The following is a 26550-nucleotide window of genomic DNA, read 5'->3' on the forward strand; positions in this document are numbered from 1 at the left end:
ACGTGGCGGGGAACCTGCCTTTCCCCTCACGCCGCCTGCTTGAGCACATCCTGGCCTCTGTAACTGAGGGCCTCGGCGAGGTGAATGCGGGTGACGGTGGGGTCGCCGTCGAGGTCGGCGAGGGTGCGGGCGAGTTTCAGCACGCGGTGATAGCCACGGGCGCTGAGGGAAAGGCTGTTGGCCGCATCGGTGAGGAACTGGCGGCCTGACGGGTCCAGCGCCACCACCTCCTCCACCACGGCGGCCGGCATCTGCGCATTGGTGCGGGCGGAAAGGCCCAGCGCCCGGTAGCGCGCCGCCTGCTGATCGCGTGCCATGGCCACCTTTTCGGCCACGGCGGCTGAGCTTTCCGCACGGCCGGGGGTGAGCAGATCGCTGGCGGTGACGGCGGGAACCTCGATCCTGAGGTCCAGCCGGTCGAGGAAGGGGCCCGAGACGCGGGACTGATATTCGCTGGCGCAGCGCGGGCCCCGGCGGCACTGGTGCCCCGGCTCGCCCGCATGGCCGCAGCGGCACGGGTTCATCGCCGCAATCAGCTGGATGCGCGAGGGATAGGTGACCCGGTGATTGGCCCGGGCAATGATGGTTTCGCCTGCCTCCAGCGGCTGGCGCAGACTGTCGAGCACCTGCGGCTGGAACTCCGGCAGCTCATCCAGAAAGAGCACGCCATTGTGGGCGAGCGACACTTCCCCCGGCCGCGCCCGCAAACCGCCGCCGACGAGCGCGGCCATCGACGCCGAGTGATGCGGCGCACGGAAGGGGCGCCGGTCGGTCAGCTTGCCATCGGCCAGCTCTCCGGCGAGGGAGGCAATCATCGAGACTTCCAGCAGCTCCCTTGGCGACAGCGGCGGCAGGATGGAGGCAAGGCGGCTGGCCAGCATCGACTTGCCCGCGCCCGGCGGGCCGACCATCAGCATGTTGTGGCCACCGGCTGCGGCAATCTCCAGCGCACGCTTGGCCGTCTCCTGCCCCTTCACATCGGCAAGGTCCGGCAGGTTGGCCGGCAGACCCCGCAGGCGCGGGGAAGGCCGGGAGAGCACCTGCGTGCCCTTGAAATGGTTCGCCAGCTGGATCAGCGAGCGCGGCGCAAGGATGGACATCTCCCCATCGGCCCAGGCCGCTTCCGGCCCGCATTCCTCCGGGCAGATCAGTCCCTTGCCGAGCCCGTTGGCGCCCATGGCCGCAGGCAGCACCCCGGCCACCGGCGCCAGCGTGCCATCCAGCCCCAGTTCCCCCAGCACCACGTAGTCGGCCAGCATGTCCGGCGGAATGGCACCGATGGCGGACATGATGCCCAGCGCAATCGGCAGATCGTAATGGGAGCCCTCCTTCGGCAGATCGGCTGGGGCGAGATTGACGATCACCCGCTTGGCCGGCAGCGCCAGACCCGAGGCATGCAGGGCGGCACGCACCCGCTCCCGGCTTTCGGCCACCGCCTTGTCCGGCAGGCCCACCACGGTGAAGGCCACCATGCCGGGCCCCACCTGCACCTGCACATCAACGGGCACTGCCTCGATGCCCTGAAATGCGACCGTTGTCACCCGGCTTACCATACGCGCCTCCCCTATGGGTCGTATTCGAGATTACGGCAACTTTTCAGGGAGTCAAGAACGTAAACAGAACATTAACGCCGCTTCTTTGGCCTTGCGCTTTTCCGGGACAGGTTGCAGCATCTTTTCATAGTACCAAGGCTCTGAGATGCTGACGCATCACGCCTTGAAGAGGCTCACGCGCCGCACGGGCTTGACCAACGCTCGATGAGGCAAGCTCGTCGAGCGTTGGTTAAGCCCAGAGAGGCAAAGGGGAACAGCCATGTGTGATGTGTGTGTGATGAATGCCGTGAAGGACCGCATGCTGTCGCGGCGCGATCTTTTCCGGGCCGCAGCCGTTGGCGGGGCAGTGGCGGCCGCTGCGGCGGTAAGCGCGCCCTTTTCCGCCATGGCGGCGGTGCCCAGCAAGGTCAGCGACCTGACCCATGAGCTGCACGAGGCCTTCCCGACCTTTTTCGGCCAGCAGCAGTTCTTTGCCGAAAAGCTGTTCGACTACGCCAAGGACAAGTTCAACCTGTTCGAGCTGCGGGTGAACGAGCACACCGGCACCCATGTGGACGCGCCGCTGCATTTCTCGGCTGACGGGCTGTCGGTGGCGGAAATTCCGGTGGCCAATCTCGTCGTGCCGCTGTGCATCGTCGACATCCGCGCAAGGGCGGCGGAAAACGCCGATGCGCAGCTGACGCCTGACGATATCAAGGCGTGGACGGCGGCAAACGGTGATCTGCCGGAAGGCGCCTGCGTTGCCATGCTGTCCGGCTGGGACAAGCATGTGAACACGGAGAAATTCCGCAATGCCGATGCGGATGGCAAGATGCATTTCCCCGGCTTCCATGTGGAAGCGGTTCAGATGCTGATGGAAACGGGCAAGATCTCCGGCATTGCCTCGGACACGCTGTCGCTGGACTACGGCATGTCGCCGGATTTCGCGGTTCACTACGCCTGGCTGCCGTCGAACCGCTGGGGCATCGAGTGCATCGCCAATCTGGACCAGCTGCCGCTCAAGGGCGCAACGCTGGTCGTTGGCGCGCCCAAGCACCGGGGCGGCACCGGCGGCCCGGCCCGCATCTTTGCGCTGGCGTGAAGCCGAAACAGGAGAGAGTGCCGGGCTTCAGGCCGGGCGGGGCCGTTACCTTTCCGCGTCATCCCGGCCAAGCGCAGCGCGAGCCGGGACCGGTGAGCCGGGGTGCGGGTTGCCTGCGCTCAAGGGCGGTACCGATGGGCCTTGGCTCACCGGTCCCGGATCTTCGCTTCGCTCTCGTCCGGTATGACGATCGAGAATTTTGCAGTGTGTATGCCAGGCTTTACGCCCGGCGCTTGGCCTCGATCACATCCCAGACGCGCACAGCAATATCCGGGCCCCCGAGGCGCTTGACGGCGCGGATGCCGGTGGGGGCGGTGACGTTGATTTCCGTCAGGTTGCCGTCGATCACGTCGATGCCGACGAGGATCAGCCCCTTGGCCTTGAGGGCAGGCCCGAGGCGGGCGCAGATCTCACGCTCGCGGTCACTCAGCTCGGATTCCTTCGGCGAGCCGCCGCGCACCATGTTGGAGCGCAGATCGCCCGGCGCGGGCACCCGGTTGACGGCACCGGCATATTCGCCGTCCACCAGCAGGATGCGCTTGTCGCCGTGCTTCACATTCGGCAGGAAGCGCTGGATCACCCAGGGCTCGCGGAAGGTGGCGGCGAAGAAGTCGTAGAGCGAGCCGTAGTTGAGGTCATCATTGGTGATGCGGAACACCGCCGCCCCGCCATGGCCGAACAGCGGCTTCATGACGATATCGCCATGCTCCTCACGGAAGGCGTCGATCTCGGCCCGGTCGCGGGTGATCAGTGTCGGCGGCATCAGGTCGGCAAACTCGGTGACGAACAGCTTTTCGGGCGCGTTGCGCACCTCGGCCGGATTGTTGACCACCAGCACCTGCGGATGGATCTTTTCCAGAAGATGGGTGGCGGCCACATAGGCCATGTCGAAGGGCGGGTCCTGGCGCATCAGGATCACGTCAATCTGCGACAGATCCGTGCGCTGCTTTTCGCCCAGCGTGAAGTGGTTGCCCTTTTCGTCGCGCACCGCTACCGGCTCCAGCGCGGCGAAGACCTTGCCGTCCTTCAGCGCCAGCCGGTCCGGCGTGTAGTGGTAAAGCTCGTGCCCGCGCGCCTGCGCTTCCAGCATCAGCGCAAAGGCGCTGTCACCGGCAATGTTGATGGACGAAATATGGTCCATCTGGACCGCGACCTTCAGGGCCATGCCTGTTCTCCGGAAAACTTCATGTCAGGGGCCGCTTTGCGGCGGGGCACATACATATGTGATTTCTGGACCGGTTTGTCCAGAATAGGCAACCGGGTCAGAAACCGGCGGCCTGTAACAAAGAAGGCCCGCCCTGCCCCGGTTCCTTGCGGAAGGGGCAGAGCGGGCCCTGATCAGCTGTCAGCTGCGTGTGCCTTGAACCGGGTCAGACGCGGCGGTCCACCAGCATCTTCTTGATCTCCGCGATGGCCTTGGCCGGGTTCAGGCCCTTCGGGCAGGCCTGCGCGCAGTTCATGATGGTGTGGCAGCGGTAGAGGCGGAACGGATCCTCGAGGTTGTCGAGACGCTCGCCCTTGGCTTCGTCGCGGCTGTCGATGAGCCAGCGGTAGGCCTGCAGCAGCACGGCCGGGCCGAGGTAGCGGTCGCCATTCCACCAGTAGGACGGGCAGGAGGTGGAGCAGCAGGCACAGAGAATGCACTCGTAGAGGCCGTCCAGCTTGGCGCGGTCCTCATGGCTCTGGCGCCACTCCTTTTCCGGGGCCGGGGAAACCGTCTTCAGCCAGGGCTCGATGGAGCGGTGCTGGGCGTAGAAGCGGGTCAGGTCCGGCACCAGATCCTTCACCACCGGCATGTGCGGCAGAGGGTAGATGCTGATGGCGCCCTTGGACACTTCATCCATGCCGCGGGTGCAGGCAAGGGTGTTGGTGCCGTCGATGTTCATCGCGCAGGAGCCGCAGATGCCTTCGCGGCAGGAGCGGCGGAAGGTCAGCGTCGGGTCGATCTTGTTCTTGATGTAGATCAGACCGTCCAGGATCATCGGGCCGCAGTCGTCGAGATCGACGAAATAGGTGTCGATGCGCGGGTTGCGCCCGTCATCCGGATTCCAGCGGTAGATCCGGTATTCGCGCAGGTTGGTGGCGCCCGCCGGCTTGTCCCAGACCTTGCCCTCGGTCACCTTCGAGTTCTTGGGAAGCGTCAGCTGAACCATTATCGTCGCTCCGCGTTACGGCGCCGGATGAATGTCCGCGCCAGTCAGTTCCCCGTCAGGCCGCCAGCCGGAACAGGATGTTGTCTCTGGTTTCACCGGCCTTGACGTAACCGAGATCTGCCAGAAGGGTCAGGCAGTCCTCGGCCCAGTGCGGCCGGCAGTTTGTTTCAATCAGGATCGCCCGGGGCCAGAGGTCCCGGTTTGCCGTCCGCAGATAGGGCAGGAGGACACGGTCCTCAAACCCTTCCACGTCCAGCTTCATGACATCCACCCGCTCAAGGCCTGCCTCGCTGATCACATCGAGCAGCGGGCGCACCGGAACGGTGACATTGGACCAGTTTCCGGCCCATTCGCCGGTGGTCAGATCTTCCACCACGGTGGCAAAACCGGCGTTGGAGGGCTCGCGCCAGAGGGAAAGCTCCCCCTCCCGGTCCCCCACCGCCGTGCGCACCAGCGTGATGCTGCCCGCGCCATTGGCCGCAATGTTGAAGGCCAGCTTTTCCGCCGTCTCCTCGCTTGCCTCAACCGCCAGCACACGGGCACCGGCAGCAGCGGCAAACAGGGAATAGGTGCCCACATTGGCGCCCACATCGACGAAGACCATGCCCCGGTGGATGAGCGGTGCCAGGAGACCGTGCTCGGCCCGCTCCGGCAGCCGGCCGCGGGCCAGCATCTTGCGGTCGTCGTAGTTGGCGCCGGGGTAGACGCGGAACTTCAGCCCCTCCACCACCGTGTCATAGGGGCCGCCGAAAAGACGGGCCACCAGTGACCTGATCCGCTTGCGCAGAAAGGCGGAAATGTCATGCCGGTCCGCAAGCCCCCAGGCAAGACGCACCAGACCCTCGGCACGGTACGTGCCGAAGGGGGAACTGGTGTCTGGCCGGGCGGTTGCGGACATCGGGTGCCGTCCTTAGTACACGCGTGCCTTGGGGGCGATCTTCTTCGGGTCGATGCCGCCCTGCTCGTAGGGCGTCAGCGGCTCGAGGACGACCGGACGGTAGTCCAGCTTGACGTTGCCGGCCTCGTCCACCCAGGACAAGGTGTGCTTGCGCCAGTTGTCGTCATCACGGCCACCCAGCGGACCATCCTTGTAGTCTTCGCGGGCATGGGCACCACGGCTCTCCTTGCGGGCCTCGGCGCCGTAGACCGTGGTGATGGCGTTGGCCATCAGGTTCTGCAGCTCGAGGGTTTCCACGAGATCCGAGTTCCAGACCATGGACCGGTCGGAGACCTTGAGGTCGCTCATTTCGCCCCAGATGGCGGAGAGGCGCTTGCAGCCCTGCTCCAGGCTTTCCTGGGTGCGGAACACGGCCGCGTCTTCCTGCATGGCGCGCTGCATCTTTTCGCGCAGGGCCGCCGTCGGCGTGCTGCCGCTGGCGTGGCGCGTCTTGTCGAAGCGGGCCATGATTTCTTCGCAGGAGCGCTGGTTCGGCGTGGGCACTGCGGACTTCGGATCGACAACCTCGGCTGCGCGGATGGCAGCGGCGCGGCCGAAGACCACAAGGTCGATCAGCGAGTTGGAGCCAAGGCGGTTGGCGCCATGCACCGATGCGCAGCCCGCCTCACCCACGGCCATCAGGCCCGGCTGGATGCGGTTCGGGTTGGCGGCATCCGGGTTCAGCACTTCACCCCAGTAGTTGGTGGGAATGCCGCCCATGTTGTAGTGCACGGTCGGCAGAACCGGGATCGGCTCCTTGGTCACGTCCACGCCCGCGAAGATCTTCGCGGATTCGGAAATGCCCGGCAGGCGCTCGGCCAGCATGGCCGGGTCCAGGTGGTCGAGGTGCAGGAAGATGTGATCCTTGTTCTTGCCGACGCCGCGGCCTTCACGGATCTCCAGGGTCATGCAGCGCGACACCACGTCGCGGGAGGCAAGGTCCTTGGCGGAGGGGGCATAACGCTCCATGAAGCGTTCGCCTTCCGAGTTGACCAGATAGCCGCCTTCGCCGCGGGCGCCCTCGGTGATGAGGCAGCCCGAGCCGTAGATGCCGGTCGGATGGAACTGCACGAATTCCATGTCCTGCAGCGGCAGGCCCGCACGGGCCACCATGCCGCCGCCGTCGCCGGTGCAGGTGTGGGCCGAGGTGGCGGAGAAATAGGCGCGGCCATAGCCGCCGGTCGCCAGAACCACCATCTTCGCGGAGAAGCGGTGGATGGTGCCGTCATCGAGGTTCCAGGCGATCACGCCCTGGCACACGCCGTCTTCCGACATGATCAGGTCGAGCGCGAAATACTCGATGTAGAATTCGGCGTTGTGGCGCAGGGACTGGCCATAGAGCGTGTGCAGGATGGCGTGGCCGGTACGGTCTGCCGCCGCGCAGGTGCGCTGCACCGGGGGGCCTTCGCCGTAGTTCTGCATGTGGCCGCCGAAGGGGCGCTGGTAGATGCGGCCGTCCTCGGTTCGCGAGAAGGGCACGCCATAGTGCTCCAGCTCATACACGGCCTTGGGGGCCTCACGGGCGAGATACTCCATGGCGTCGGTGTCGCCGAGCCAGTCGGAGCCCTTCACCGTGTCGTACATGTGCCATTCCCAGCAGTCCGGCGTCATGTTCTTCAGCGAGGCGGCAATGCCGCCCTGTGCTGCCACCGTGTGGGAGCGGGTGGGAAACACCTTGGTGATGCAGGCCGTGCGCAGGCCCTGCTCGGCCATGCCGAGGGTGGCGCGCAGACCGGCACCGCCGGCGCCGACCACCACCACATCGTGGGTGTGTTCGACAAATTCATAGGTCTTGGCCATGTGGATCAGCCTCCAAAGGCAATCTTGATGACCGCGAACACCGATCCGAGGCCGACAGCGGCACAGAAGAAGATGTTGGCCATCAGGGCGAGGAACTTCACGCCGTCACCGTGGACATAGTCCTCGATGATGACCTGCATGCCGAGCTTCATGTGATAGATGCCGGACAGGATGACCAGCAGAAGCAGGATCGACAGCAGCGGGTTCTTCAGGGCTGCAACCAGTTCCGCATGGCTTGAGCCCTGCAGGGAAATGACCAGCACGATGAAGAACGAGATGAGGAAGACGTTGGCAAAGGCCGTGACGCGCTGGCGCCAGAAATGCTCGGTGCCTTCCTTGGCGGAGCCAAGGCCGCGGACCTTGCCGAGGGGAGTGCGCATATCGCTCATGATCTATCTCCTCAGCGGACCATGTAGCCGATGATCCAGAGCAGGATCGTCAGCGTCACCGAACCGATGATGGTGGCACGGGCCAGCCATTCGCGTGCTTCACGGCCGAAACCGGCGCCCATGTCCCAGATGAAGTGGCGGATGCCGCCCAGCATGTGGTGAACAAGGGCCCAGGTGAAGCCGAACAGCACCAGGCGGCCAAGGATCGAACCCATCAGGCCATTGACGAAATCATAATAGGCCTCGCCGGAGGCGGCGGCTATGAGCCACCAAGCCAGCAGCAGGGTCCCGAAATAAAGCGCCCCACCGGTGATGCGGTGGAGGATCGACATCACCATCGTCAGGATCGGCTTGTAGATCTGAAGATGGGGCGACAGAGGGCGGCTGCCCTTCACATCGACATCCGGCATGGACATTCTCTCCCGTCCGACGCCATGCTACCGTTTACGTAAACGTCAGCAATCTGCGGCGTTGTCTAGTGGGGTAATAGCGCCAAGAACACGGCTCGTCAAAGTATCCTGAGGGTGAAAACTGCATTGAGTTTCTTTCCCTCGAATACGAAGCGCGGATTCTCGCGGGTTTGAACGATTGAAAGACCAGAGCGGGTTAATATGGCGTGAAGTTTATGCAGGTGCTGAAACGGCTTTAACTTGACAGGAATCTTCAGGTTTATCCGAAGACAGACCAGCCCGTCTTGCGCGCAAAGGTCTCCATGGCCTCCGTGCCCAACTTGGAATTGCCATACTGGTTCAAGCCCGGAGACCAGACGGCGATGGAAGCCCGGCCCGGCGCGATGACGAGAATTCCGCCGCCAACGCCGCTCTTTCCCGGCAGGCCGACGCGGAAGGCGAAGTCGCCCGAGCCGTCATAATGGCCGCAGGTCATCATCAGTGCATTGATGCGCCGGCGCCGGTCGCGCGAAATCAGGCGCGGCATGCCCGGCCCTTCCAGCAGCAGCCGCCCGGCCAGCGCCAGCTGGCGGCAGCTCATGTCGATGGCGCATTGGTGACAGTAAGTGCCAAGTACCTTGTCGGTGCTGTTCCGCAAATTGCCAAAGGAAGCAAGGTAATGGGCAAGGGCGAAGTTCCGGTTCGCGGTTGCAGCTTCTGACTGCGCAACATTCTGGTTGATGCGAATGTCCTCAAAGTCGCAGGCTGCCTGCACAAACCGCACCATCTGGCCCAGCGCTTCGCGGGGCGAGGAGTCCGCCAGGTAGGTGTCCGTGGTCACCAGCGCCCCGGCATTGATGAACGGGTTGCGCGGAATCCCGTTCTCGTGCTCAAGTAGCAACAGGCTGTTGAAGGCAAGGCCCGAAGGCTCCCGCCCCACCCGGTGCCACAGCTGGTCACCCACCTTGCCCAGCGCCAGAGCCAGCGCGAACACCTTGGACACGGACTGGATCGAAAAGGGCGTATCCGCATCCCCGGCGGCATAAACCTCGCCGGATACGGTGGCTACGCAGATGCCGAACTGATTCGGATCCACCCGGGAAAGCTCCGGGATGTAATCCGCCACCTTGCCCCGGTCGTCCGAGGCCATGGCGTCACTGACGATTGCGTCCAGAAGATCCTGCATCTGCTCCCGCCCAAGTTCTGTCACCGGCGTGCGGCAGGCTCCTCCTCAGCCGTCACCGGGTGGCGGACACAATCATACCCGGCGGGTCAAGGAAAGCCGTTTGAAAAGGTGGACCATGAAAATCGTCGCAAAAACCGGCGTGACCAGGTTCAGCAGCGGCACGGCAAGAACGGCCGCAATCAGCAGGCCGCCCATGAACACCTTGCCGCTGTTTGCCTGCCGCAGCCGCCGGGCTTCCGTTAACGGCATGAAGCGGGAGGCGGCGAACTCGAAGAACTCGCGGCCCAGCAGATGGGCATTCACCACGAAAAAGGCGATGAGGTTGATGCCCGGCACCAGCAGCAGCACCAGCGCAAAAAGATTGCCCAGAATGACCACACCCGTGAACCGCAGCGTCGAAAGCAGCGATGTTCCAAGTGGCAGCGCCTTGCCCGGCAGGTCGGCCGGATAATTCGTCCGCTCGACGATTTCCGCCACATCATCCTGAAAGAACCCGGCGAAAAGCGCGGTCACCGGCGCCACCAGAAAGCCCAGCGCGAAGATGGCGCCGATGCCGGTCAGGATCGTCACCACCGTATCGAGCCATGGATAGGGTAGTTCCACAAACCCGGCGACCAGCGCCTGCAACCCGATCCATACGGCCATCAGCACGGCCAGCGTGAACGCCAGGGATTTGATCAGGATCGCCCGGAAAGCCGGCTCGAAAACCTGCCCCAGAGAGCGGATTGCATCGGAAATCATCGGCAGCTTCCAGTCCTTGCGCGTCTCATACCAACTCTCGATGAGCCCGGCACGCCGGGAGTTTCTCGAGCCCATCGGGCATCTGAGCAATTCCAAGGCATGATGCGTCAGCATCGAAAGCCTTGGCATCACTGCCTTTCAGGGCAGAGATAAGCGCGGCCTGCACCGGCCACAAGGCAGGGAACCCGAAACCGCATTTCACAGTTCAGCTTGCAACAGCGTCCATTGGTGACCCGGGTAAATTGGTGTACCATGCGGGACGGTTGCGGCCTATTTCCGTGGGAGGAGAGCATGCCGGCAAGCAGCAAGCAGAATGCGGCGGATCTGTTCCGCTTTGAATGGGGCATCTACCGCAAGCTCACCAGCACCGGGCTTTTCGGCCATGTGGAGGTGGCCGAAGTGCTGGAGCGGGAGATTTCCGCCCGGTTTCCGGCGCCCTTTTCCATTCTGGAGCTTGCCTGCGGTGATGCCACCGTCACCAGCAGCGTGCTGAGCCGCTGCCCGGTTTCCACCTATCGCGGCATCGACCTGTCCGCCATGGCCCTGTCGCTGGCGCGGAGCAACTTTGCCGCCGCACCCTTCCCGGTGACGCTTGAGGAAACCGACATGCTGGTGGCCCTGTCGCCGGAAAGCACCGGGCCGGTGGATGTGATCTGGTGCGGCCTGTCGCTGCATCACCTGCCGCAGGACGAAAAGCGCCAGCTCTTTGCCCTTGCCCGCAACGCCTTGCGCAAGGGCGGGATGATGGCGGTCTATGAACCGGTGCTGCCGGACGGGCTGACCCGGGACGCCTTCATGGCGCGGATGGCGGGCGAATTGCGTCAGGCCTGGGCCGTGCTTGCCCCGGACGAGTTCGACCACATGTGGCAGCACATCAACAGCTTCGACTTTCCCGAGACGCTGGACGGCTGGAAGTCCCTCGGCCTTGCCGCAGGCTTTGCGCAGGCGCAGGAGGTGTTCCGTCTGACCGGGCCCATGCCCTGTTCCTTCCTCGTCTACGAGGCAGGTCCGTCTCACTGACACGAAAAAAGGTCAAAGCCGGGTGCGGGCCTTCAGGGCCTGTGCCAGCGTGCCTTCATCCAGATAGTCCAGCTCCCCGCCCACCGGCACGCCGTGGGCGAGGCGCGAGACGGTGACGCCGGAGGCGGCCAGTTCGCCGGTGACGTAATGGGCCGTCGTCTGCCCTTCCACCGTGGCGCTGATCGCCAGGATCACCTCGCGGATGCCGCCCCGGTTCACCCGCTCCACCAGCGAGGCGATGTTGAGATCCTCCGGGCCGACGCCATCCAGCGGCGACAGGGTGCCGCCGAGCACGTGATAGCGGGCATTGAGCGCCGCCGCCCGCTCCAGCGCCCAGAGATCGGCCACATCCTCGACGACGACCAGCAGTCCCTCGTCGCGGGCCGGATCGCAGCAGATGGCGCAAGGGTCGGACGTGTCGACCGTGCCGCAGACCGAGCACACGCCCACCTTCTCCACCGCGACAGCCATGGCGGAGGCGAGCGGCACGAGCAGCTGCTCCTTTTTCTTGATCAGATGCAGCGCTGCCCGGCGCGCCGAGCGGGGACCAAGGCCCGGCAGCTTCGCAAGAAGCTGGATCAGGCGTTCAATCTCGGGTCCTGCAACCTTCCGGCTGGCCATCAAACTGCGTCCTTATCCTTGCCCGGTAGAGATGGAATGGTCATCCTCGTCATTGGAACAGCCGCGCCCGCAAGTGCAATCCCGCATCAGTCCACCAGCTGCGGGAAGGGTACAGGGTCGCCATTCAGAATGAAACGCGCCAGCGCGAGCACTTCGATCTCGCAGGACTGGCCGCCCGGCGCTTTCAGCAGAACAACCGGCTTTCCGAAGGCATGAGCAAAGCCCACTTCCATGAGCGTGTTGGCGCCAATATACCCGGCCACATTCTTGTGGTCGAAATTTGCAATCAGCACCGCATCACAGCTTTGGATACGGGTGAGATGGCCATCAATGAAGCCACGCTTGAGGCGGATGGCCTCAGCGGGAAGAAGAGAAGACCAGTCGAGGGTCTCCTCTTCCCGGACAGGCGTTTCCACCTCATGTCCAAAGCTGCGCAGGCGTTCTGCCATCGCTTCCATGGCATCAATGAAGCGCATTGAACCGCAGATGCAAATCTTCATATGCGCTCCCGTGCCAGTTCCGCGATAACCCTTCCCTCAGAACGGCAGCTTGAAGCCTGCGGGCAGGCCCATGCCGCTCATGAGTTCCTGGGTCTTTTCCGCCATCATCGCCTCGGCCTTGGCCTTGGCGTCGGTGTGGGCGGCGAGGATCAGGTCTTCGAGGATTTCCACCTCGTCTTCCTTGGCCAGCGAAGGATCGATCTTCAGGCCCTTCATGTCGCCCTTGCCCGACAGGGTGACGGTGACAAGACCGGCACCGGCGCTGCCGGTTACTTCAACGGCGGCCAGGCTTTCCTGCAGGGAGCCCATCTTCTCCTGCATCTGCTTGGCCTGCTTCATCATCTTGAGGAAGTCCATGGGTGTCTCCTTGTGGTTCAGCGCACGTCGAGGAAGCCGATGATCTTGCGCATGTCGCGCAGCACCGGTTCGGCAATGGCCGAGGCGCTTTCCGCGCCTGCCTTCAGCACCTTGTCGATTTCGGCCGGATCGGCCATCAGGCGGCGCATTTCGCCCGAAAGCGGCGCCAGCTTGTCGACGGCAAGATCCGCCAGCGCCGGCTTGAAGACCGAGAAGGGCTGCCCGCCGTAATCGCGGATGACCTCTTCCTTCGTCTTGCCCGCGAGAGCTGCGAAAATGCCGACCAGATTGTCCGCCTCGGGGCGGCCCTTCAGGCCTTCCACTTCGCCCGGCAGCGGCTCGGGATCGGTCTTGGCCTTCTTCACCTTCTTGGAGATGGCATCCGCATCATCGGCAAGATTGATGCGCGACAGGTCGGACGGGTCCGACTTCGACATCTTCTTGGTGCCGTCACGCAGGCTCATGATGCGGGTGGCGGGACCGGCAATCATAGGCTCGGGCAGCGGCAGATAGAGCTCGTCCGGCACTTCCGGCGAGGGCGTGGGGTTCGGCACGCCGATGCCCAGCTCCTTGATGCGCTCCGCAAAGTCGTTGTTGAACTTCTGCGCAATGTCGCGGGTCAGCTCCAGATGCTGCTTCTGGTCATCGCCCACCGGCACGTGGGTGGCGCGGTAGGCCAGAATGTCGGCGGCCATCAGGTTCGGATAGGCGAACAGGCCAACGGAGGCATTCTCGCTGTTCTTGCCGGCCTTGTCCTTGAACTGGGTCATCCGGTTCAGCCAGCCCATGCGGGCGACGCAGTTGAAGATCCACGCCAGTTCCGCGTGTTCCTTCACCTGGCTCTGGTTGAAGATGATGGAGCGCTTCGGGTCGATGCCGGCGGCGATATAGGCGGCGGTCACCTCGCGGGTCGCGCTCTTCAGTTCGCCCGCATCCGGAAACCCGGCCGTGATGGCATGCAGATCAACGACGCAGAAGATCGACGGCATCTGGTCCTGCAGCGGCACCCAGCGGGAAACGGCGCCCAGATAATTGCCGAGATGGAGATTGCCGGTTGGCTGGACACCAGAAAAACAGCGGGGCTGGAAAGCCGTCATGATCAAGTCCCTGAGAGTTGGCCGGTTGGAAGGGCCCGTAAATGGGAAGGCAGAATGCCGCTGTTCTTATGGCGAACCGCTGGCGGCAAGGCAAGCCGGGAGCTTTGGGCTTCAATCGGACATGAAGCCGGGCATGGCATCGCGTTTGCCGTCTTCGCCTTTCTCCCGGCCCTTGCGCAGGCGGCGGGTAAAGCCGATGAGATCGGCACCGCCGGTGATCTGCGCAAAGACCGCGAAGGTGGCCATGCCGGATCCCGTCAGCAGCAGCAGCCCGGCAAGGCGGATGGAGAGATGGCCACTGGTCAGCAGCGGCGCAAGCGGCCCGGACAGGAGTTCCACCGCCGCGCCCATCAGCAGGCTGGCCACGAACAGCAGCGCCACCTTGCGCAGCACCAGCCTGTCCGGCACGAAATAGCCGCTGCGCCACAGGGCAAGGCCGAGCAGCACGGTGTTGACCCAGCCCGAAATGCTGGTGGCGGCGGCAATGCCTGTATGCCGGAAGTCCGGGAACAGCAGCAGCGACAGGACAAGGTTGATCACGGCGCTGATCCCTGCGCACCACATGGGGGTGCGCATGTCCTCCCGGGCAAAAAAGCCGGGGGCAAACACCTTGTGCAGCACGAAGGCAGGCAGGCCCCAGGCAAAGGCGGCCAGCGCCAGGGCAGTGCCCTCCACCGCCTCCCGGCCGAAGGCGCCGCGCTGGAACAGCACCGAGACGATCTCCTCCGGGATCAGCACCAGCGCCACCGAGGCAGGCAGCGTCAGGGCGAGGGAAAACTCCATCGCCCTGTTCAGCGTCTTGCGGAAGGTGGCACCCTGACCGGAGCGCAGCTGCCGCGTCAGGCTGGGCAGCAGCACGACGCCCACGGCGATGCCGATGACGCCCAGTGGCAGCTGATAAAGCCGGTCGGCATAATAGAGCAGCGCATTGGCGCTGGCCTCGCCCGAGGCAATCACTTGCCCGACGACGATGTTGATCTGGGTGATGCCGCCCGCAATCACCCCCGGCACGCCGAGAAGCGCAAGCCTGCGCACGGCCGGCGTCAGGCGCGGGCGTAGCACGGGCACGCGGAAGCCGAGGCGTTTCAACCCTGCCAGCACGAAGACAAGCTGCACGATGCCGGCCAGGGCAACGCCGCCGCTCAAGGACAGGGCCAGGGTCCGCTCGTCAGACACACCGGCAGACGCAATGGCCGCGAGGACGGCACACATCACCACATTCAGCATCACCGGGGCAAAAGCCGCTGCAGCGAAGCGGTGATAGGTGTTGAGAATGCCGGCGGCAAAGGCCAGCATCGACATGAACAGGAGATAGGGGAAGGCAATCCGTGACATCAGCACGGTGAGGTCGAACTTCTCCGGCTCTGCCGCAAAGCCCGGTGCCAGCGCCCAGACCACCGCTGGCATGAAAACCTGCGCCAGTGCCGTCAGCGCCAGAAGCGTCCAGAACAGGGCAGCGGCAATCTCCCCGGCCACCCGCCGGGCCGCTTCCTCGCCCTCTTCCTCCAGTGTCCGGCCGAAAAGCGGCACGAAAGCGGAATTGAAGGCGCCTTCCGCAAACAGGCGGCGGAAGAGATTGGGCAGGCGGAAGGCGACGACAAAGGCATCGGCCACCGGCCCGGTGCCAACGACGGCCGCCAGCATGGCATCGCGCGCGAAGCCGATCAGACGGCTGGCGAGGGTGGCGCCGCCGACAGTGGCAAAGTTCCGCAGCATGCTCATGGGATCAAGGGTCCGCCGCTGGTCAGGATTGCGTCACCAGTGCCGCCGCCCCGGAATTTGTTTCAAGCTTGCCGTCGACCGCCTGCACGAGCCGCTCGCGGATCACATCCTGCCGGGCGATGTTGGAGATCTTCTGCCCCGTCAGGTCGGTGACATAGAACACGTCCACCACCCGCTCGCCGAAGGTGGAAATATGGGCCGAGCCGATGTTGAGGTTCAGCGTCGCCATGGCGCGGGTAAGGTCATACAGAAGGCCCGGCCGGTCGAGGCCGCTCACCTCGATGATGGTGTAATTGTCCGAGGACGAGTTGTTGACGATCACATCCGCCGTGATCCGGAAGGCCTTCATCCGGCCCTTCACGGCTGTCTTCTTGCTCACATGCTCGGGCAGCGGCGCGTCACCGCGCAGGGTCTTGAGGATGAGATCGGTGATCCGCTCACCCCGCCGCCTTTCATCCGCATCATCGGGCAGCTCGCGGCTGACGAAGATCGTGTCCAGCGCAAAGCCATCCGTGGTCGTGTCGATCTGGGCATCGACGATATTGGCGCCCGTGACGAAACAGGCCCCGGCGATGGAGGACAGAAGGCGCGGATGGTCCGGAGCCAGCAGGGTGATTTCGGTGACGCCCTCGAAGGCGCGGGTGGTGACGGCGGCGGCAAAGCGCTCATGCTTGAGATCGGCGTTGTGGATCAGCTCGGCATGAGCCAGCGTGCGCTCCGGCTCGGTGCGCAGCCAGTAGGCCGGATAATGCCGCGCCACATAGTCCTTGCGTGCCGCCTCCGGCCAGGACGACAGCTTTTCTTCCAGCCGCGCCTTGGCATCGGCCACCCGCTCCTTGCGGCTCAGCTGGCTGTGCCCGCCGGTCAGCAGCGGCTCGCATTCGTAATAGAGCGTGCGCAGCAGCTGGCCTTTCCAGCCGTTGAAGACACCCGGCCCCACCGCGCGGATATCGGCCACGGTCAGGATCAGCAACAGCTTCAGCCGCTCCATGCTCTGCACGATATGGGCAAAGTCGGTGATGGTCTTCCGGTCGGAGAGATCGCGCGACTGGGCATAGGTGCTCATGTCGAGGTGATGCTCCACCAGCCAGGCGACCGTATCGGTCTCCGAGGCGCTGAGGCCGAAGCGCGGGCAGATCTTGCGGGCAATGCGCGCCCCGGCGATGGAATGATCCTCCGGCCGGCCCTTGGCGATGTCATGCAGGAACATGGCCACATAGAGAACCTTGCGGTTCTGGATGGTCTTGATCAGCTGAGTGGAGAGCGGATTGCCCTCGCCCGCATCGCCGCGTTCGATTTCGGCCAGCACGCCGATGGAGCGGATCAGATGCTCGTCCACCGTATAGTGGTGGTACATGTTGAACTGCATCATCGCCACCACCTTGCCGAAATCCGGCACGAAGCGGCCCAGCACGCCGGCCTCGTTCATGGCGCGCAGGGTTTCTTCCGGGTGGTTGCGGGAGGTGAGGATGGAGAGGAACAGCCGGTTGGCTTCCGGATTGTCCCGCAAGGCCCCGTTGATCAGCGACAGGGAGCGGTGGATCCGCTTCATCAGCTCCGGATGGAGATGGTGCTCCATTCTGTCCGCCACCTGAAACACACGGATCAGGTTGACCGGATCATCCTTGAACACGGTGTCCGATGCGGCATTGATGCGGCCGTTCTCAACAACGAAACCGGGGGCCTCGCGGATCGGCTGCACGTTGCTGCCGCGCGCGCCGCGCAGGCGCAGCATCAGCCCGCCGATGCCCGAGCCATGCGGCTTTTTCACATGCTGGTCTTCCAGCGCCGAACAGAAGATGCGCGTCAGGTCGCCCACATCCTTGGCCACAAGGAAGTAGTGCTTCATGAAGCGCTCCACATCCTTCTGGCCGGGATGCTGGGTGTAGCCGAGGCGGATGGCGATTTCCCGCTGAAGATCAAACGACAGGCGCTCTTCCGGCCGGCCGGTGAGGAAATGCACGTGGCAGCGCACCGCCCACAGGAAGTCCTCGCATTTGATGAAGCGGTTGTATTCGGCCCGCGACAGCACACCCTGCGACACGAGATCGGACTGGGTGCGCACGCGGTAGTGATACTTGGCGATCCAGAACAGGGTGTTCAGGTCGCGCAGGCCGCCCTTGCCTTCCTTGATGTTGGGCTCGACCAGATAGCGCGAGGTGCCCTGCCGCTTGTGCCGGTCATCGCGCTCGGCAAGCTTGGCGGCGATGAATTCGGAGCTGGTACCGGCCACGACTTCCGCATCAAAGCGGGTCTGCAGATCCTCGAACAGCGGCTCCTCGCCCCAGATGAAGCGGGCCTCCAGAATGGCCGTGCGGATGGTCATGTCCTGCCGGGCAAGGCGGATGCATTCGTCGATGTTGCGGGTGGCGTGGCCAACCTTGAAGCCCAGATCCCACAGCATGTAGAGGATGTATTCCACCACCTGCTCGCCCCAGGGGGTCTGCTTGTAGGGCAGCAGGAACAGCAGATCGATGTCGGAGCCCGGCGCCAGCGTGCCGCGCCCGTAGCCGCCCACCGCCACCACGGCCATGCGTTCGGCAGCCGAGGGGTTCTTGATCTGGTAGACGTGCCAGAGGGCAAAATCATAGATGACGCGGATCAGTTCGTCCTGCAGATGGCTCAGGCGCTGGGCGCAGGCAAGGCCGCTGCCATCGCGCTTCAGGCCTTCCTGCGCCAGATCGCGGCCGGTCTTGTAGGCAGCCTTCAACTCGCCCAGCACGGCAGCGCGCACCTTAAGGTCCGTGCCCTTGCCGTTGTGGGGGGCGGTCAGGGCGGTCAGCCTTTCACGCAGGGCATCTGCGTCGACAAGCTCATTCAGGTCTGCTGCGGGAAGCTTCATATGTGGTCGTCCTGTCCGGGCCTGCCGCTTCAAGGCAGGCCTGTGCCGCGCCGGACCCTATATGCCCGTAACGCGCCCTGAAAGCCTCTAAACTATGCAGGTCCTGACTTGAGGCAGGATCTGCCGGTCAGACACCATCCCTGGCGGCAACGACCCGCAGCTGGTGCAGCAGATGATCGAGGGAATCCGGGGACAGGCCCTCGATCTTGCGCGCTAGCAGATTGGTGAACTCCGTCGCCTTCGGGTCCAGCCCCGAGGTGTCGATGGTCACCTTTGGATCGGAAATCTCCGCCAGACGCTGGATTTCCTCTGCCTCATCCCAGATGACATTGAAAAACGTTATGATTCGCTGAACCAGGAACCATGTGGGCTTGCCGCGCTTGCCATGTTCCAGCGCCGAGAGATAGGCGCTGGACACGGCTAGACCCGCCGCCATCTCCTTCAGCGAGATGCCGCGCCTAGCCCTCATTTCCCTGATCTTGGCTCCCAGCGGTGTCATGCCGTCTCTTGCCCCTGCCACTGTTCCTGCTTTGACATCAAGCCTTGCGCTTGCGCAGGCGCACATAAAGCGCGCCGGACCCGCCATGGGTCAGATGTGCTTCCTCGAACCCCAGCACGATATGCCGCAGATCGGCCATGGCAAGCCATTGCGGCACCACCCGGCGCAGAATGCCGCGCTCGTCCATATAGGGCGCGCCATGGCCGGAGCCCGGCCCGTTGCGTCCGCCCTTGCCGGTGATGACGAGCACGATCACATGGCCGCGCTGATAGGCAAGATGCAGGAAACCGCGCAACCGGTCATGTGCTTCGTGCTGGGTCAGGCCATGCAGATCGATCCGCGCATCAAAGCTGCGCATGCCGCGCACGATCTTCTGCCGCACCCGCCGCTCCAGCGGCGCCAGTGGCGGCGGGCCCTTGGGCTGGGCGGGGGAGCGGATGGCCGTTTCAGGCGCGCCTGCGTCCTGTCCGGCGCCCGTCATGGCGATACCGGCCCGGGCCATTTCCTCGGCAAGGCTCAGCTCATGCTCCAGATCCGGGTCCGGTTCCAGCGGCCGCGTGGTCTTGAGCGGTGTCAGCGTTGCCGCCACTTTCGACCAGATCTGCCTGTCTTCGGTCGAAAGGCCTTTGTTGCGCCCGCGCCGTCCGCTCATGAGCCTTGCCCCGAGGGTTTCGGTGTGAGCACACGCGGCAGCAAAATGGTGAAGCTGGCCTTGTGGCGCACGGCTCCGGCCGCAGCCCCTGCCGCATCGCCCGAGCCCATGAAGATGTCGCCGCGCGCGGCCCCGCGAATGGCCGAGCCCGTGTCATCGGCAATCATCAGCCGCTGCCACTGCGGCTGCGCCAGACCTGCACCGGAAAGATCCGCTCCGACGAAGACCGGCAGACCATAGCTGTGAAAGCGCGGGTCAATGGCAAGGCTCCGGCCCGGCACCAGGGGCAGGCCAGCCGCGCCAATGGGACCAAGCTCCGGCCCCACCTCGGTCACCTCGCGGAAGAAGATGAAGGAGCGGTTGCGGCGGAACAGCCCGTCCCTCCGTTCCGGATTGGCCGTCAGCCAGGCGCGCAGGCCCTGCATGGTGAAGTCTTCCGGTGTGCCTTCACCCGCGTCCACCAGCACCTTGCCGATGGCGGTGTAGGGATGGCCGGTCTTGCCGGCATAGCCTGCCCGCATCACCGAGCCGTCTTCCAGACGGATCCGGGTGGAGCCCTGCACATGGACGAAATAGGCATCAATGGGATCGGCCAGCCAGACGAGCTCCAGCCCCCTGCCCTTCAGCGCCCCATCCATGATGGCGCCCCGGTCCGGCATTTCGCGGAAGCCTTTTGAGGTTTTCAGCGCATGGGTGAGCCCGGATAGCGCCTTCGGCGTGCCTTCCGGCTTCAACGTGGTCAATCCCTCCGGCGCCCGGTAGAGCGGAGCGGCATAGGCGGGCGATGGCTGGCGCGAACCGCGCACTTCCGGCTCGAAATAGGCGGTGACGAAGCCCTCTGAGGCAACGTGAAAGGGCCGGAACTCCCGCTCGAAGAAAGCACGGGCAGCGGCATCCGTTGCGGGAGCTTCTTCCTGCGCCTTGCGGCAGGCAGCCGTCAGGGCGCGCTGCAGGCTATTGCGTGCCTGAGCGCCTTGCCCATCGCTGGTGCAAAACCGGAGAAAGGACTGGAGGGCGGCCAGATGGCCGTCCTGCGCCCAGCCCCGGAGGCTGGCAAAATCCGCCGGTTTCAGCGGCAGTTCCGTGTCGAATGTCATGGCCCCTGCCCCGCCGGTTCCCCAAAGGCACAGCGCTGCGGCCAGGCCCCGCAACGTCTGCCGCCGGAAACGCAGAAAGGCCGCAGCAGGGGCTGCGGCCCATCGCAATGCCTGTGCTGACTGCACCGTCATCCTGCCGATTCGGTTGCGACCAGCTTCCAGTTCGGATCGCGTGTCGTGGTGTCGCGCGCGAAGGTCCAGATGTCCACCACTTCGCTCACGCGGTTGGGATCGCCATCAATCACATGGCCGTCCTTGTCGCGGGTGGCGGAAATCAGCTCGCTCTGCAGGCGCACGGTCACCTGGGCAATGCTGCCCTTCATGCCTGCTTCAACAATGTCGGCCTTGTCGATGCCGACAAAGGTGGACTCGATGGTCTCCCCGCGCGCTTCGCGCTCGGAGATGGCGCTGTTGAAGCCGTCGAAGACCTCGCGAGACAGGAGCGGCTTGAGCGTCTTGCGGTCGCCTTCGGCAAAGGCGGTGACGATCATCTCGTAAGCCGCCTTGGCGCCCTGCAGGAACTGCTCGGGCTCAAAGCTGCGGTCCGCGGACAGAACCTGGCGCAGGGCCTCGTTCAGCGCGGAACCGGCCGGAGCCACCTTGTCGGCCAGCTGATCCGGGCTTGCCTGCTCTTCCGGTTCCTGGCGCTGCTGCGAACCGGGCAGCGGCACCACGTTGTCGCGCGGGCTTTCGGCGCGGGCCTGGCCGTTCTTGTCCGGTGCGGGCTTGGAATAGGGATCGAACGGCGGGCGCTCGTTGCCGGTCCGGCGGCCCAGCACGGAGCGCAGCTTGAAGAAGATAAAGACCGCAAGCCCCAGAAGAATGATGTTCGTGACGTCAAAGATATCGTTCATTTGGTGCTACCGGGCTCTCTCCGCGATCCGCAGCCTCTCGTGACCGGCCTGACCGGCCGGAAAGGACTGCGGGACAATCATTCAATCCTATATGTAGGTTCTGTTGAACCAGCATCCAGTGCGCGGGGCAAGTGTCTTGTCCATTTGCAAGGCGCAGATTGGGGACATAGCCCCTCCAAGGGGCGAAGAAATTGCAAAAATGCGCCGATGCCTCGCAATTTCTGCCATCTCAGCCTATCTTGTACCCGTTAGTTAACTGTCAACGGGTTCAAATCCTTGCCTCTGCTGATCCTCGGCGGCCTCATCCTGCTGCCGCTTGCCGAAATTGCCGTGTTCATTGTGGTCGGAAAGGCCATCGGCGTGCTGCCGACAATCCTGCTGACGGTGTTCACCGCCGTCGCCGGAACGGCACTGTTGCGCCAGCAGGGGCTTTCCCTTGTCCGCCGCATGCAGTCCGAACTGGATGCCGGGCGCGTGCCGGGCGACGACATGATGCAGGGCGCGATGATCGTTCTGGCAAGCCTGTTCCTGCTTCTGCCGGGCTTTCTGACCGATGCAGTCGGTCTTCTGCTGTTCATTCCGCCGCTGCGCGTGGCGCTGGCGCGGTTTTTCTCCCGCCGCGCCTCCATCGTGGTGGTCAACCGCCGCCGCAAGCAGGGCGAGCCGGTGGTGGACCTGGACGGCGCCGAATGGACCAGCACCCGCCACAAGCCCGATGATGACAGCACCCCGCGCATCAGCCCTTGGCGTGACGGCAACTGACCTCTGCGGCAGAGTGACCCTCACACAGAAGTGACTGCTGCCATCCGCCGTTCGGTCCGATAAGTTTCCGCTGGCTCGTGGAATTTTGAACCGCATCACCCTCCTGAAGGAATGCTGTGGTCCGGGATGGACGGCGACGCCGTGGGGGAGACGCGGAATGGGGCAAGTGGGGCGAATCGGCTGGGTGGATCACGCCAAGGGCATCTGCATCATCTTTGTCGTGATGATGCATTCGGTGCTGGGTGTTGAGGAGGCCGCCGGGCAGATGGGCTGGATGCACCCGGTGGTGCAGTTTGCCGCACCTTTCCGCATGCCGGATTTCTTCATGATCTCCGGGCTTTTCACCGCGCTTGTCCTGTCGTGGCCCTGGCGGCTCTATGCCGACCGCAAGGTGCTGCATTTCGCCTATTTTTACGTTCTGTGGCTGACGATCCAGTTCGCGCTCAAGGCCCCGTCCTTTGCCGCTGAACTCGGCTGGTGGGGCGTCTTGCGGGAATATCTCATTTCCTTCGTTCAGCCCTTCGGCACGCTCTGGTTCATCTATCTGCTGGCCATCTTTTTCGCCGTGACGAAGGCCCTGCATGACCTGAAGGTGCCCTGGCAGCTGACGCTGGCTGCTGCTGCCCTGCTGCAGATCCTGCCGGTCGAGACGGGTATCTACATCGCCGATTATTTTGCCGATCGGTTTGTCTATTTCTTCGGCGGCTATGTGTTTGCGGGCCGCCTCTTCGTGCTGGCGGACTGGGGGGCGGCGCATCGCGGCACAGCGCTGGCCGGGCTTGGGCTCTGGGCGCTGGGCAATGGATTTGCCGTCTTTGCGGGCTACAGTGAGTTGCCGGGTGTTTCCCTGGCGCTTGGCTTTGCCGGAGCTGTGGCCATCGTGCTCGTCTCCAGCCTGCTGGCGCAGCTTCCCCTGCTCGATCCGCTGCGCTTCATCGGTCAGAATTCCATCGTCATTTATCTTGCTTTCTTCCTGCCCATGGCACTCTCCCGCGTGCTGCTGCTGAAAGCCGGTGTGCTGAATATTGGCACGGTTTCCCTGCTGGTGACGCTGGTGGCAAGCCTCGCCCCGCTGCTGCTGCTGTGGTTCATCCGCCGCACTGGCTGGCTCGGCTTCCTCATCGAGCGGCCCGGCTGGGCGCGGATTGCCTGAGACGAAGAAGCCAGCGGGCAGAACCTGATTGGGCAAAGCCGCTATTAGGCCTTTCATCCGCACCCGTTCCCCGGCATGATCCGCGCCATGTCGAACGATGCTTTCCTCCCCGCGCTCACCGCCAACGACCACCTGATCCTGGTCGATGGCTCCACCTTCATTTTCCGCGCCTATCACGCCCTGCCGCCCCTGACGCGCAAGAGCGATGGCCTGCCGGTTGGCGCCGTCTCCGGCTTCTGCAACATGCTGTGGAAGCTGCTGACCGAGGGCCTGACCCCGGAAGAGGGCGACGAGCCGACGCATTTCGCCGTCATCTTCGACCATTCGGCCAAGACCTTCCGCAATGACATCTACCCCGCTTACAAGGCGCAGCGTCCGGAACCGCCGGAGGATCTGATCCCGCAGTTCGGCCTGATCCGTCAGGCGACCCGCGCCTTCAACGTGCCCTGCATCGAGCAGGAAGGCTTCGAGGCGGACGACCTGATCGCCACCTATGCCACGCAAGCCGCCGCCATGGGCGCCCGCGTCACCATCGTCTCCGGCGACAAGGACCTGATGCAGCTGATCAGCCCGCGCATCGGCATGATCGACACGATGAAGAACAAGATCATCGGCGAGCCGGAGGTGTTCGAGAAATTCGGCGTCGGCCCGGACAAGGTGATCGAGGTGCAGTCGCTGGCCGGCGATGGCGTCGACAACGTGCCCGGCGTGCCCGGCATCGGCCTGAAGACGGCCGCCCAGCTGATTCTTGAGTATGGCGACCTTGAGACCCTGCTGGCCAATGCCTCCAGCATCAAACAGCCCAAGCGCCGCGAGAACCTGATCGAATTTGCCGAACAGGCCCGCATTTCCAAGCAGCTGGTGACGCTGAAATGCGACGTGCCGGTGGAAACTCCGGTCACCCATTTTGCCGTGGAAGCCGTCAACGGCCCGCAGGCGGTCGGTTTCCTCAAGGCGATGGAATTCACCACGCTGACCCGCCGTGTGGCCGAGGCAACCGGGGCGGAGACGGCCAATATCGACCCGGCGGAGCTGACCATCCCCGGCTGGCATGCGCCCGATGCCAAGGGCCGCATGATGGAGCGCGGCCCTGCCGCAGCCCCGGGTGCTGCGGCGTCTGCCCCTGCCGGTTCCGCAGATCCGTCTTCCGCGTCCGCGGCTGCCGCGCCAGATGGCATGATGACGCCGCAGAGCCTTGCCGCTGCACGGGCGGAAGAAATCCGCCGCATCCCGGTCGATCATTCCACCTACGAAACGGTTATGGATATCGAGCGCCTCAAGGCCTGGGTGGCCGAGGCGATGGAAACGGGCATCGTCGCCTTCGACACGGAAACCACCTCGCTGGATGCCATGCAGGCCGAACTCGTGGGCGTGTCACTGGCGACCCGTCCGGGCCGGGCCTGCTATGTGCCGCTGGGCCATGTGGATGGGGAGGGCGACCTTCTGGGCGGCGGCGGTCTCGTGCCCGGCCAGATCCCGCTGCGGGCGGCGCTGGATGTGCTGAAGCCGATGCTGGAAGACCCCGGCGTGCTCAAGATCGCGCAGAACCTCAAGTATGACTGGCAGGTGATGGCCCGTCACGGCATCGAGGTTGGCCCGCATGACGACACCATGCTGCTGTCCTACACGCTGGACGCAGGCAAGGGCGGCAACGGCATGGATGAGCTGTCCGAACGCTGGCTTGGCCACACGCCCATCCCCTTCAAGGAGGTGGCCGGGTCCGGTAAGTCGATGGTGACCTTCGACAAGGTGGAGATCTCCCGCGCTTCGGCCTATGCCGCCGAGGATGCGGATGTGACGCTGCGCCTGTGGCTGGTGCTCAAGCCCCGCCTTGCAGCGGAAGCCATGGCCACCGTCTATGAAACGCTGGAGCGGCCCATGGTGCCGGTACTGGCACGGATGGAGCGGCGCGGCATTTCCATCGACCGGCAGATGCTCTCGCGCCTCTCCGGCGAATTTGCGCAAGGCATGGCCGCCGTTGAATCGGAGATCTACGCCCTTGCCGGGGAGACCTTCAACATCGGCTCGCCCAAGCAGCTGGGCGACATCCTGTTCGGCAAGATGGGCCTGCCCGGCGGCAAGAAGACCAAGACCGGCGCCTGGTCCACCTCGGTTTCGGTGCTGGATGATCTGGCTGCTGAAGGCCACGAGCTGCCGGTGAAGATCGTCGAATGGCGCCAGCTCGCCAAGCTGAAGTCCACCTATTCGGACGCCCTGCCCGGCTTCATCAATCCGGAAACGAAGCGGGTCCACACGTCCTACTCGCTGGCCTCGACCACGACCGGTCGCCTGTCCTCGTCCGAGCCGAACCTGCAGAACATTCCGGTGCGCACGGAAGCGGGCCGCAAGATCCGCAAGGCCTTCGTCGCGGAAAAGGGCAACAAGCTGATTTCCGCCGACTACAGCCAGATCGAACTGCGCGTGCTGGCCCATATCGCCGACATTCCGCAGCTGAAGAAGGCCTTTGCCGATGGGCTGGATATTCACGCCATGACTGCGAGCGAGATGTTCGGCGTGCCGGTGAAGGACATGGACCCGATGGTCCGCCGCCGCGCCAAGGCGATCAACTTCGGCATCATCTATGGCATCTCGGCCTTCGGCCTTGCCGCCCAGCTCGGCATTTCACGCGGGGAGGCCGGCGACTACATCAAGATGTATTTCCAGCGCTTCCCCGGTATCCGTGACTATATGGAAGCGGTGAAGAAGGAAGTGCACGAGAAGGGCTTTGTCACCACCGTCTTCGGCCGCAAGGCGCATTATCCGGATGTGAACACGTCCAACCCGTCGATGCGCGCTTTCTTCGAGCGAGCTGCGATCAACGCGCCCATTCAGGGCTCGGCTGCAGACATCATCCGCCGCGCCATGCTGCGGATGGAAGATGCGCTGGCGGACGCAGGCCTCAACATCCGCATGCTGCTGCAGGTGCATGACGAACTGATCTTCGAGGCGGAAGAGGCGGAAGTCGACGCGGCCATCCCGGTGATCCGCCGGGTGATGGAAGGCGCCTGCGAGCCGCTGCTGCAGCTGTCCGTGCCGCTGCAGGTCGATGCCCGCGCCGCAGACAATTGGGACGAAGCGCACTGACAGGGCTTTCGATGCTGACGCATCCTGCCTTGAAATGGCTCAGGCGCCGTACAGGCTTGAC

Annotated in this window: 24 protein-coding genes; 5 read left to right on the forward strand and 19 right to left on the reverse strand. The window is 64.2% G+C overall.

Annotated features, from left to right (window positions below):
* Positions 1 to 26: 26 nt before the first annotated feature.
* Positions 27 to 1553: a YifB family Mg chelatase-like AAA ATPase gene (locus tag IF10I1_RS19070; protein WP_186424608.1), complete on the reverse strand. Its 1527-nt coding sequence runs from the start codon at positions 1551 to 1553 to the stop codon at positions 27 to 29.
* A 259-nt stretch (positions 1554 to 1812) separates the two neighbouring features.
* Here IF10I1_RS19070 and IF10I1_RS19075 point away from each other — a divergent pair, with 259 nt between their 5' ends.
* Entirely contained in the window at positions 1813 to 2634 is an 822-nt protein-coding gene (locus tag IF10I1_RS19075; RefSeq protein WP_186424609.1) for a cyclase family protein, read from the forward strand.
* Between the two features lie 220 nt (positions 2635 to 2854).
* Here the strand turns inward: IF10I1_RS19075 and gshB are convergent, their stop codons facing one another.
* From gshB to IF10I1_RS19115, 8 genes are all read right to left on the reverse strand, one after another.
* Positions 2855 to 3799, reverse strand: coding sequence for a glutathione synthase (gene gshB / locus IF10I1_RS19080; RefSeq protein ID WP_186424610.1), 945 nt, complete (start codon positions 3797 to 3799; stop codon positions 2855 to 2857).
* 205 nt (positions 3800 to 4004) lie between these two features.
* Positions 4005 to 4787, reverse strand: a complete 783-nt coding sequence (locus IF10I1_RS19085; RefSeq protein ID WP_019964270.1) for a succinate dehydrogenase iron-sulfur subunit — start codon at positions 4785 to 4787, stop codon at positions 4005 to 4007.
* A 55-nt stretch (positions 4788 to 4842) separates the two neighbouring features.
* Entirely contained in the window at positions 4843 to 5685 is an 843-nt protein-coding gene (locus IF10I1_RS19090) for an FkbM family methyltransferase (RefSeq protein ID WP_050474000.1), read from the reverse strand.
* Between the two features lie 12 nt (positions 5686 to 5697).
* The gene (gene sdhA / locus IF10I1_RS19095) at positions 5698 to 7524 is read right to left on the reverse strand and encodes a succinate dehydrogenase flavoprotein subunit (RefSeq protein WP_186424611.1); all 1827 of its coding nucleotides are present in this window, start codon (positions 7522 to 7524) and stop codon (positions 5698 to 5700) included.
* A 5-nt stretch (positions 7525 to 7529) separates the two neighbouring features.
* On the reverse strand, positions 7530 to 7913 hold the full coding sequence (sdhD, locus tag IF10I1_RS19100) for a succinate dehydrogenase, hydrophobic membrane anchor protein (protein WP_026355658.1): 384 nt from the start codon (positions 7911 to 7913) through the stop codon (positions 7530 to 7532).
* Between the two features lie 11 nt (positions 7914 to 7924).
* Positions 7925 to 8329 carry a succinate dehydrogenase, cytochrome b556 subunit gene (gene sdhC, locus IF10I1_RS19105; protein ID WP_019964266.1) on the reverse strand — a complete coding sequence of 135 codons (405 nt, stop codon included), beginning with the start codon at positions 8327 to 8329 and terminating at the stop codon, positions 7925 to 7927.
* Between the two features lie 253 nt (positions 8330 to 8582).
* Positions 8583 to 9488 (reverse strand): glutaminase, encoded by a 906-nt coding sequence (locus tag IF10I1_RS19110; protein ID WP_186391618.1) that lies wholly within the window; start codon positions 9486 to 9488, stop codon positions 8583 to 8585.
* 72 nt (positions 9489 to 9560) lie between these two features.
* A complete protein-coding gene (locus IF10I1_RS19115; protein WP_186391619.1) occupies positions 9561 to 10229 on the reverse strand; it encodes a sulfate transporter family protein in 669 nt (222 codons plus the stop codon).
* Positions 10230 to 10520: 291 nt separating this feature from the next.
* Here IF10I1_RS19115 and IF10I1_RS19120 point away from each other — a divergent pair, with 291 nt between their 5' ends.
* Positions 10521 to 11249: a class I SAM-dependent methyltransferase gene (locus tag IF10I1_RS19120; protein WP_186391423.1), complete on the forward strand. Its 729-nt coding sequence runs from the start codon at positions 10521 to 10523 to the stop codon at positions 11247 to 11249.
* A 12-nt stretch (positions 11250 to 11261) separates the two neighbouring features.
* On the opposite strand, the gene recR is transcribed toward IF10I1_RS19120, so the two are convergent.
* The 10 genes from recR to IF10I1_RS19170 all read right to left on the reverse strand — a co-directional run bounded on the left by recR (position 11262) and on the right by IF10I1_RS19170 (position 21490).
* Positions 11262 to 11870 carry a recombination mediator RecR gene (gene recR / locus IF10I1_RS19125; RefSeq protein ID WP_058898393.1) on the reverse strand — a complete coding sequence of 203 codons (609 nt, stop codon included), beginning with the start codon at positions 11868 to 11870 and terminating at the stop codon, positions 11262 to 11264.
* Between the two features lie 86 nt (positions 11871 to 11956).
* Positions 11957 to 12370 carry a nucleoside 2-deoxyribosyltransferase gene (locus tag IF10I1_RS19130; protein WP_186391424.1) on the reverse strand — a complete coding sequence of 138 codons (414 nt, stop codon included), beginning with the start codon at positions 12368 to 12370 and terminating at the stop codon, positions 11957 to 11959.
* 36 nt (positions 12371 to 12406) lie between these two features.
* On the reverse strand, positions 12407 to 12727 hold the full coding sequence (locus tag IF10I1_RS19135; protein ID WP_058898392.1) for a YbaB/EbfC family nucleoid-associated protein: 321 nt from the start codon (positions 12725 to 12727) through the stop codon (positions 12407 to 12409).
* A 17-nt stretch (positions 12728 to 12744) separates the two neighbouring features.
* Entirely contained in the window at positions 12745 to 13824 is a 1080-nt protein-coding gene (gene trpS, locus IF10I1_RS19140) for a tryptophan--tRNA ligase (RefSeq protein ID WP_122522476.1), read from the reverse strand.
* Positions 13825 to 13935: 111 nt separating this feature from the next.
* Complete coding sequence (gene murJ, locus IF10I1_RS19145; RefSeq protein WP_186424612.1) at positions 13936 to 15546, reverse strand: murein biosynthesis integral membrane protein MurJ; 1611 nt, start codon at positions 15544 to 15546, stop codon at positions 13936 to 13938.
* Positions 15547 to 15568: 22 nt separating this feature from the next.
* Positions 15569 to 18388 carry a [protein-PII] uridylyltransferase gene (locus IF10I1_RS19150; RefSeq protein WP_186391426.1) on the reverse strand — a complete coding sequence of 940 codons (2820 nt, stop codon included), beginning with the start codon at positions 18386 to 18388 and terminating at the stop codon, positions 15569 to 15571.
* Positions 18389 to 18515: 127 nt separating this feature from the next.
* Positions 18516 to 18887 (reverse strand): helix-turn-helix domain-containing protein, encoded by a 372-nt coding sequence (locus IF10I1_RS19155; protein ID WP_122522470.1) that lies wholly within the window; start codon positions 18885 to 18887, stop codon positions 18516 to 18518.
* Positions 18888 to 18924: 37 nt separating this feature from the next.
* Positions 18925 to 19539: a Smr/MutS family protein gene (locus tag IF10I1_RS19160; protein WP_050473634.1), complete on the reverse strand. Its 615-nt coding sequence runs from the start codon at positions 19537 to 19539 to the stop codon at positions 18925 to 18927.
* Positions 19536 to 20636, reverse strand: a complete 1101-nt coding sequence (locus IF10I1_RS19165; RefSeq protein ID WP_186391427.1) for a murein transglycosylase A — start codon at positions 20634 to 20636, stop codon at positions 19536 to 19538. The genes IF10I1_RS19160 and IF10I1_RS19165 overlap by 4 nt, the downstream gene beginning before the upstream one ends.
* A gap of 128 nt (positions 20637 to 20764) precedes the next feature.
* Positions 20765 to 21490, reverse strand: a complete 726-nt coding sequence (locus IF10I1_RS19170) for a Tim44/TimA family putative adaptor protein (RefSeq protein ID WP_122522466.1) — start codon at positions 21488 to 21490, stop codon at positions 20765 to 20767.
* Positions 21491 to 21766: 276 nt separating this feature from the next.
* On the opposite strand from IF10I1_RS19170, the gene IF10I1_RS19175 reads away from it, so the two are divergent.
* From IF10I1_RS19175 to polA, 3 genes are all read left to right on the forward strand, one after another.
* Entirely contained in the window at positions 21767 to 22252 is a 486-nt protein-coding gene (locus IF10I1_RS19175; protein ID WP_058898385.1) for an FxsA family protein, read from the forward strand.
* Positions 22253 to 22409: 157 nt separating this feature from the next.
* The gene (locus tag IF10I1_RS19180; RefSeq protein ID WP_186391428.1) at positions 22410 to 23405 is read left to right on the forward strand and encodes an acyltransferase family protein; all 996 of its coding nucleotides are present in this window, start codon (positions 22410 to 22412) and stop codon (positions 23403 to 23405) included.
* Positions 23406 to 23480: 75 nt separating this feature from the next.
* Entirely contained in the window at positions 23481 to 26489 is a 3009-nt protein-coding gene (gene polA / locus IF10I1_RS19185; RefSeq protein ID WP_186391429.1) for a DNA polymerase I, read from the forward strand.
* The last annotated feature ends 61 nt before the right edge of the window (positions 26490 to 26550 follow it).

It is taken from the genome of Pannonibacter sp. I15F10I1 (assembly GCF_900185665.1).
GTDB lineage: Bacteria > Pseudomonadota > Alphaproteobacteria > Rhizobiales > Stappiaceae > Pannonibacter > Pannonibacter indicus.

Bases quoted from the DNA above. Each gene is read 5' to 3' on its own strand.
- IF10I1_RS19070 (WP_186424608.1), bottom strand. From the start codon at position 1,553: ATGGTAAGCCGGGTGACAACGGTCGCATTTCAGGGCATCGAGGCAGTG.
- IF10I1_RS19075 (WP_186424609.1), top strand. From the start codon at position 1,813: ATGTGTGATGTGTGTGTGATGAATGCCGTGAAGGACCGCATGCTGTCG.
- gshB (WP_186424610.1), bottom strand. From the start codon at position 3,799: ATGGCCCTGAAGGTCGCGGTCCAGATGGACCATATTTCGTCCATCAAC.
- IF10I1_RS19085 (WP_019964270.1), bottom strand. From the start codon at position 4,787: ATGGTTCAGCTGACGCTTCCCAAGAACTCGAAGGTGACCGAGGGCAAG.
- IF10I1_RS19090 (WP_050474000.1), bottom strand. From the start codon at position 5,685: ATGTCCGCAACCGCCCGGCCAGACACCAGTTCCCCCTTCGGCACGTAC.
- sdhA (WP_186424611.1), bottom strand. From the start codon at position 7,524: ATGGCCAAGACCTATGAATTTGTCGAACACACCCACGATGTGGTGGTG.
- sdhD (WP_026355658.1), bottom strand. From the start codon at position 7,913: ATGAGCGATATGCGCACTCCCCTCGGCAAGGTCCGCGGCCTTGGCTCC.
- sdhC (WP_019964266.1), bottom strand. From the start codon at position 8,329: ATGTCCATGCCGGATGTCGATGTGAAGGGCAGCCGCCCTCTGTCGCCC.
- IF10I1_RS19110 (WP_186391618.1), bottom strand. From the start codon at position 9,488: ATGCAGGATCTTCTGGACGCAATCGTCAGTGACGCCATGGCCTCGGAC.
- IF10I1_RS19115 (WP_186391619.1), bottom strand. From the start codon at position 10,229: ATGATTTCCGATGCAATCCGCTCTCTGGGGCAGGTTTTCGAGCCGGCT.
- IF10I1_RS19120 (WP_186391423.1), top strand. From the start codon at position 10,521: ATGCCGGCAAGCAGCAAGCAGAATGCGGCGGATCTGTTCCGCTTTGAA.
- recR (WP_058898393.1), bottom strand. From the start codon at position 11,870: ATGGCCAGCCGGAAGGTTGCAGGACCCGAGATTGAACGCCTGATCCAG.
- IF10I1_RS19130 (WP_186391424.1), bottom strand. From the start codon at position 12,370: ATGAAGATTTGCATCTGCGGTTCAATGCGCTTCATTGATGCCATGGAA.
- IF10I1_RS19135 (WP_058898392.1), bottom strand. From the start codon at position 12,727: ATGGACTTCCTCAAGATGATGAAGCAGGCCAAGCAGATGCAGGAGAAG.
- trpS (WP_122522476.1), bottom strand. From the start codon at position 13,824: ATGACGGCTTTCCAGCCCCGCTGTTTTTCTGGTGTCCAGCCAACCGGC.
- murJ (WP_186424612.1), bottom strand. From the start codon at position 15,546: ATGAGCATGCTGCGGAACTTTGCCACTGTCGGCGGCGCCACCCTCGCC.
- IF10I1_RS19150 (WP_186391426.1), bottom strand. From the start codon at position 18,388: ATGAAGCTTCCCGCAGCAGACCTGAATGAGCTTGTCGACGCAGATGCC.
- IF10I1_RS19155 (WP_122522470.1), bottom strand. From the start codon at position 18,887: ATGACACCGCTGGGAGCCAAGATCAGGGAAATGAGGGCTAGGCGCGGC.
- IF10I1_RS19160 (WP_050473634.1), bottom strand. From the start codon at position 19,539: ATGAGCGGACGGCGCGGGCGCAACAAAGGCCTTTCGACCGAAGACAGG.
- IF10I1_RS19165 (WP_186391427.1), bottom strand. From the start codon at position 20,636: ATGACATTCGACACGGAACTGCCGCTGAAACCGGCGGATTTTGCCAGC.
- IF10I1_RS19170 (WP_122522466.1), bottom strand. From the start codon at position 21,490: ATGAACGATATCTTTGACGTCACGAACATCATTCTTCTGGGGCTTGCG.
- IF10I1_RS19180 (WP_186391428.1), top strand. From the start codon at position 22,410: ATGGGGCAAGTGGGGCGAATCGGCTGGGTGGATCACGCCAAGGGCATC.
- polA (WP_186391429.1), top strand. From the start codon at position 23,481: ATGATCCGCGCCATGTCGAACGATGCTTTCCTCCCCGCGCTCACCGCC.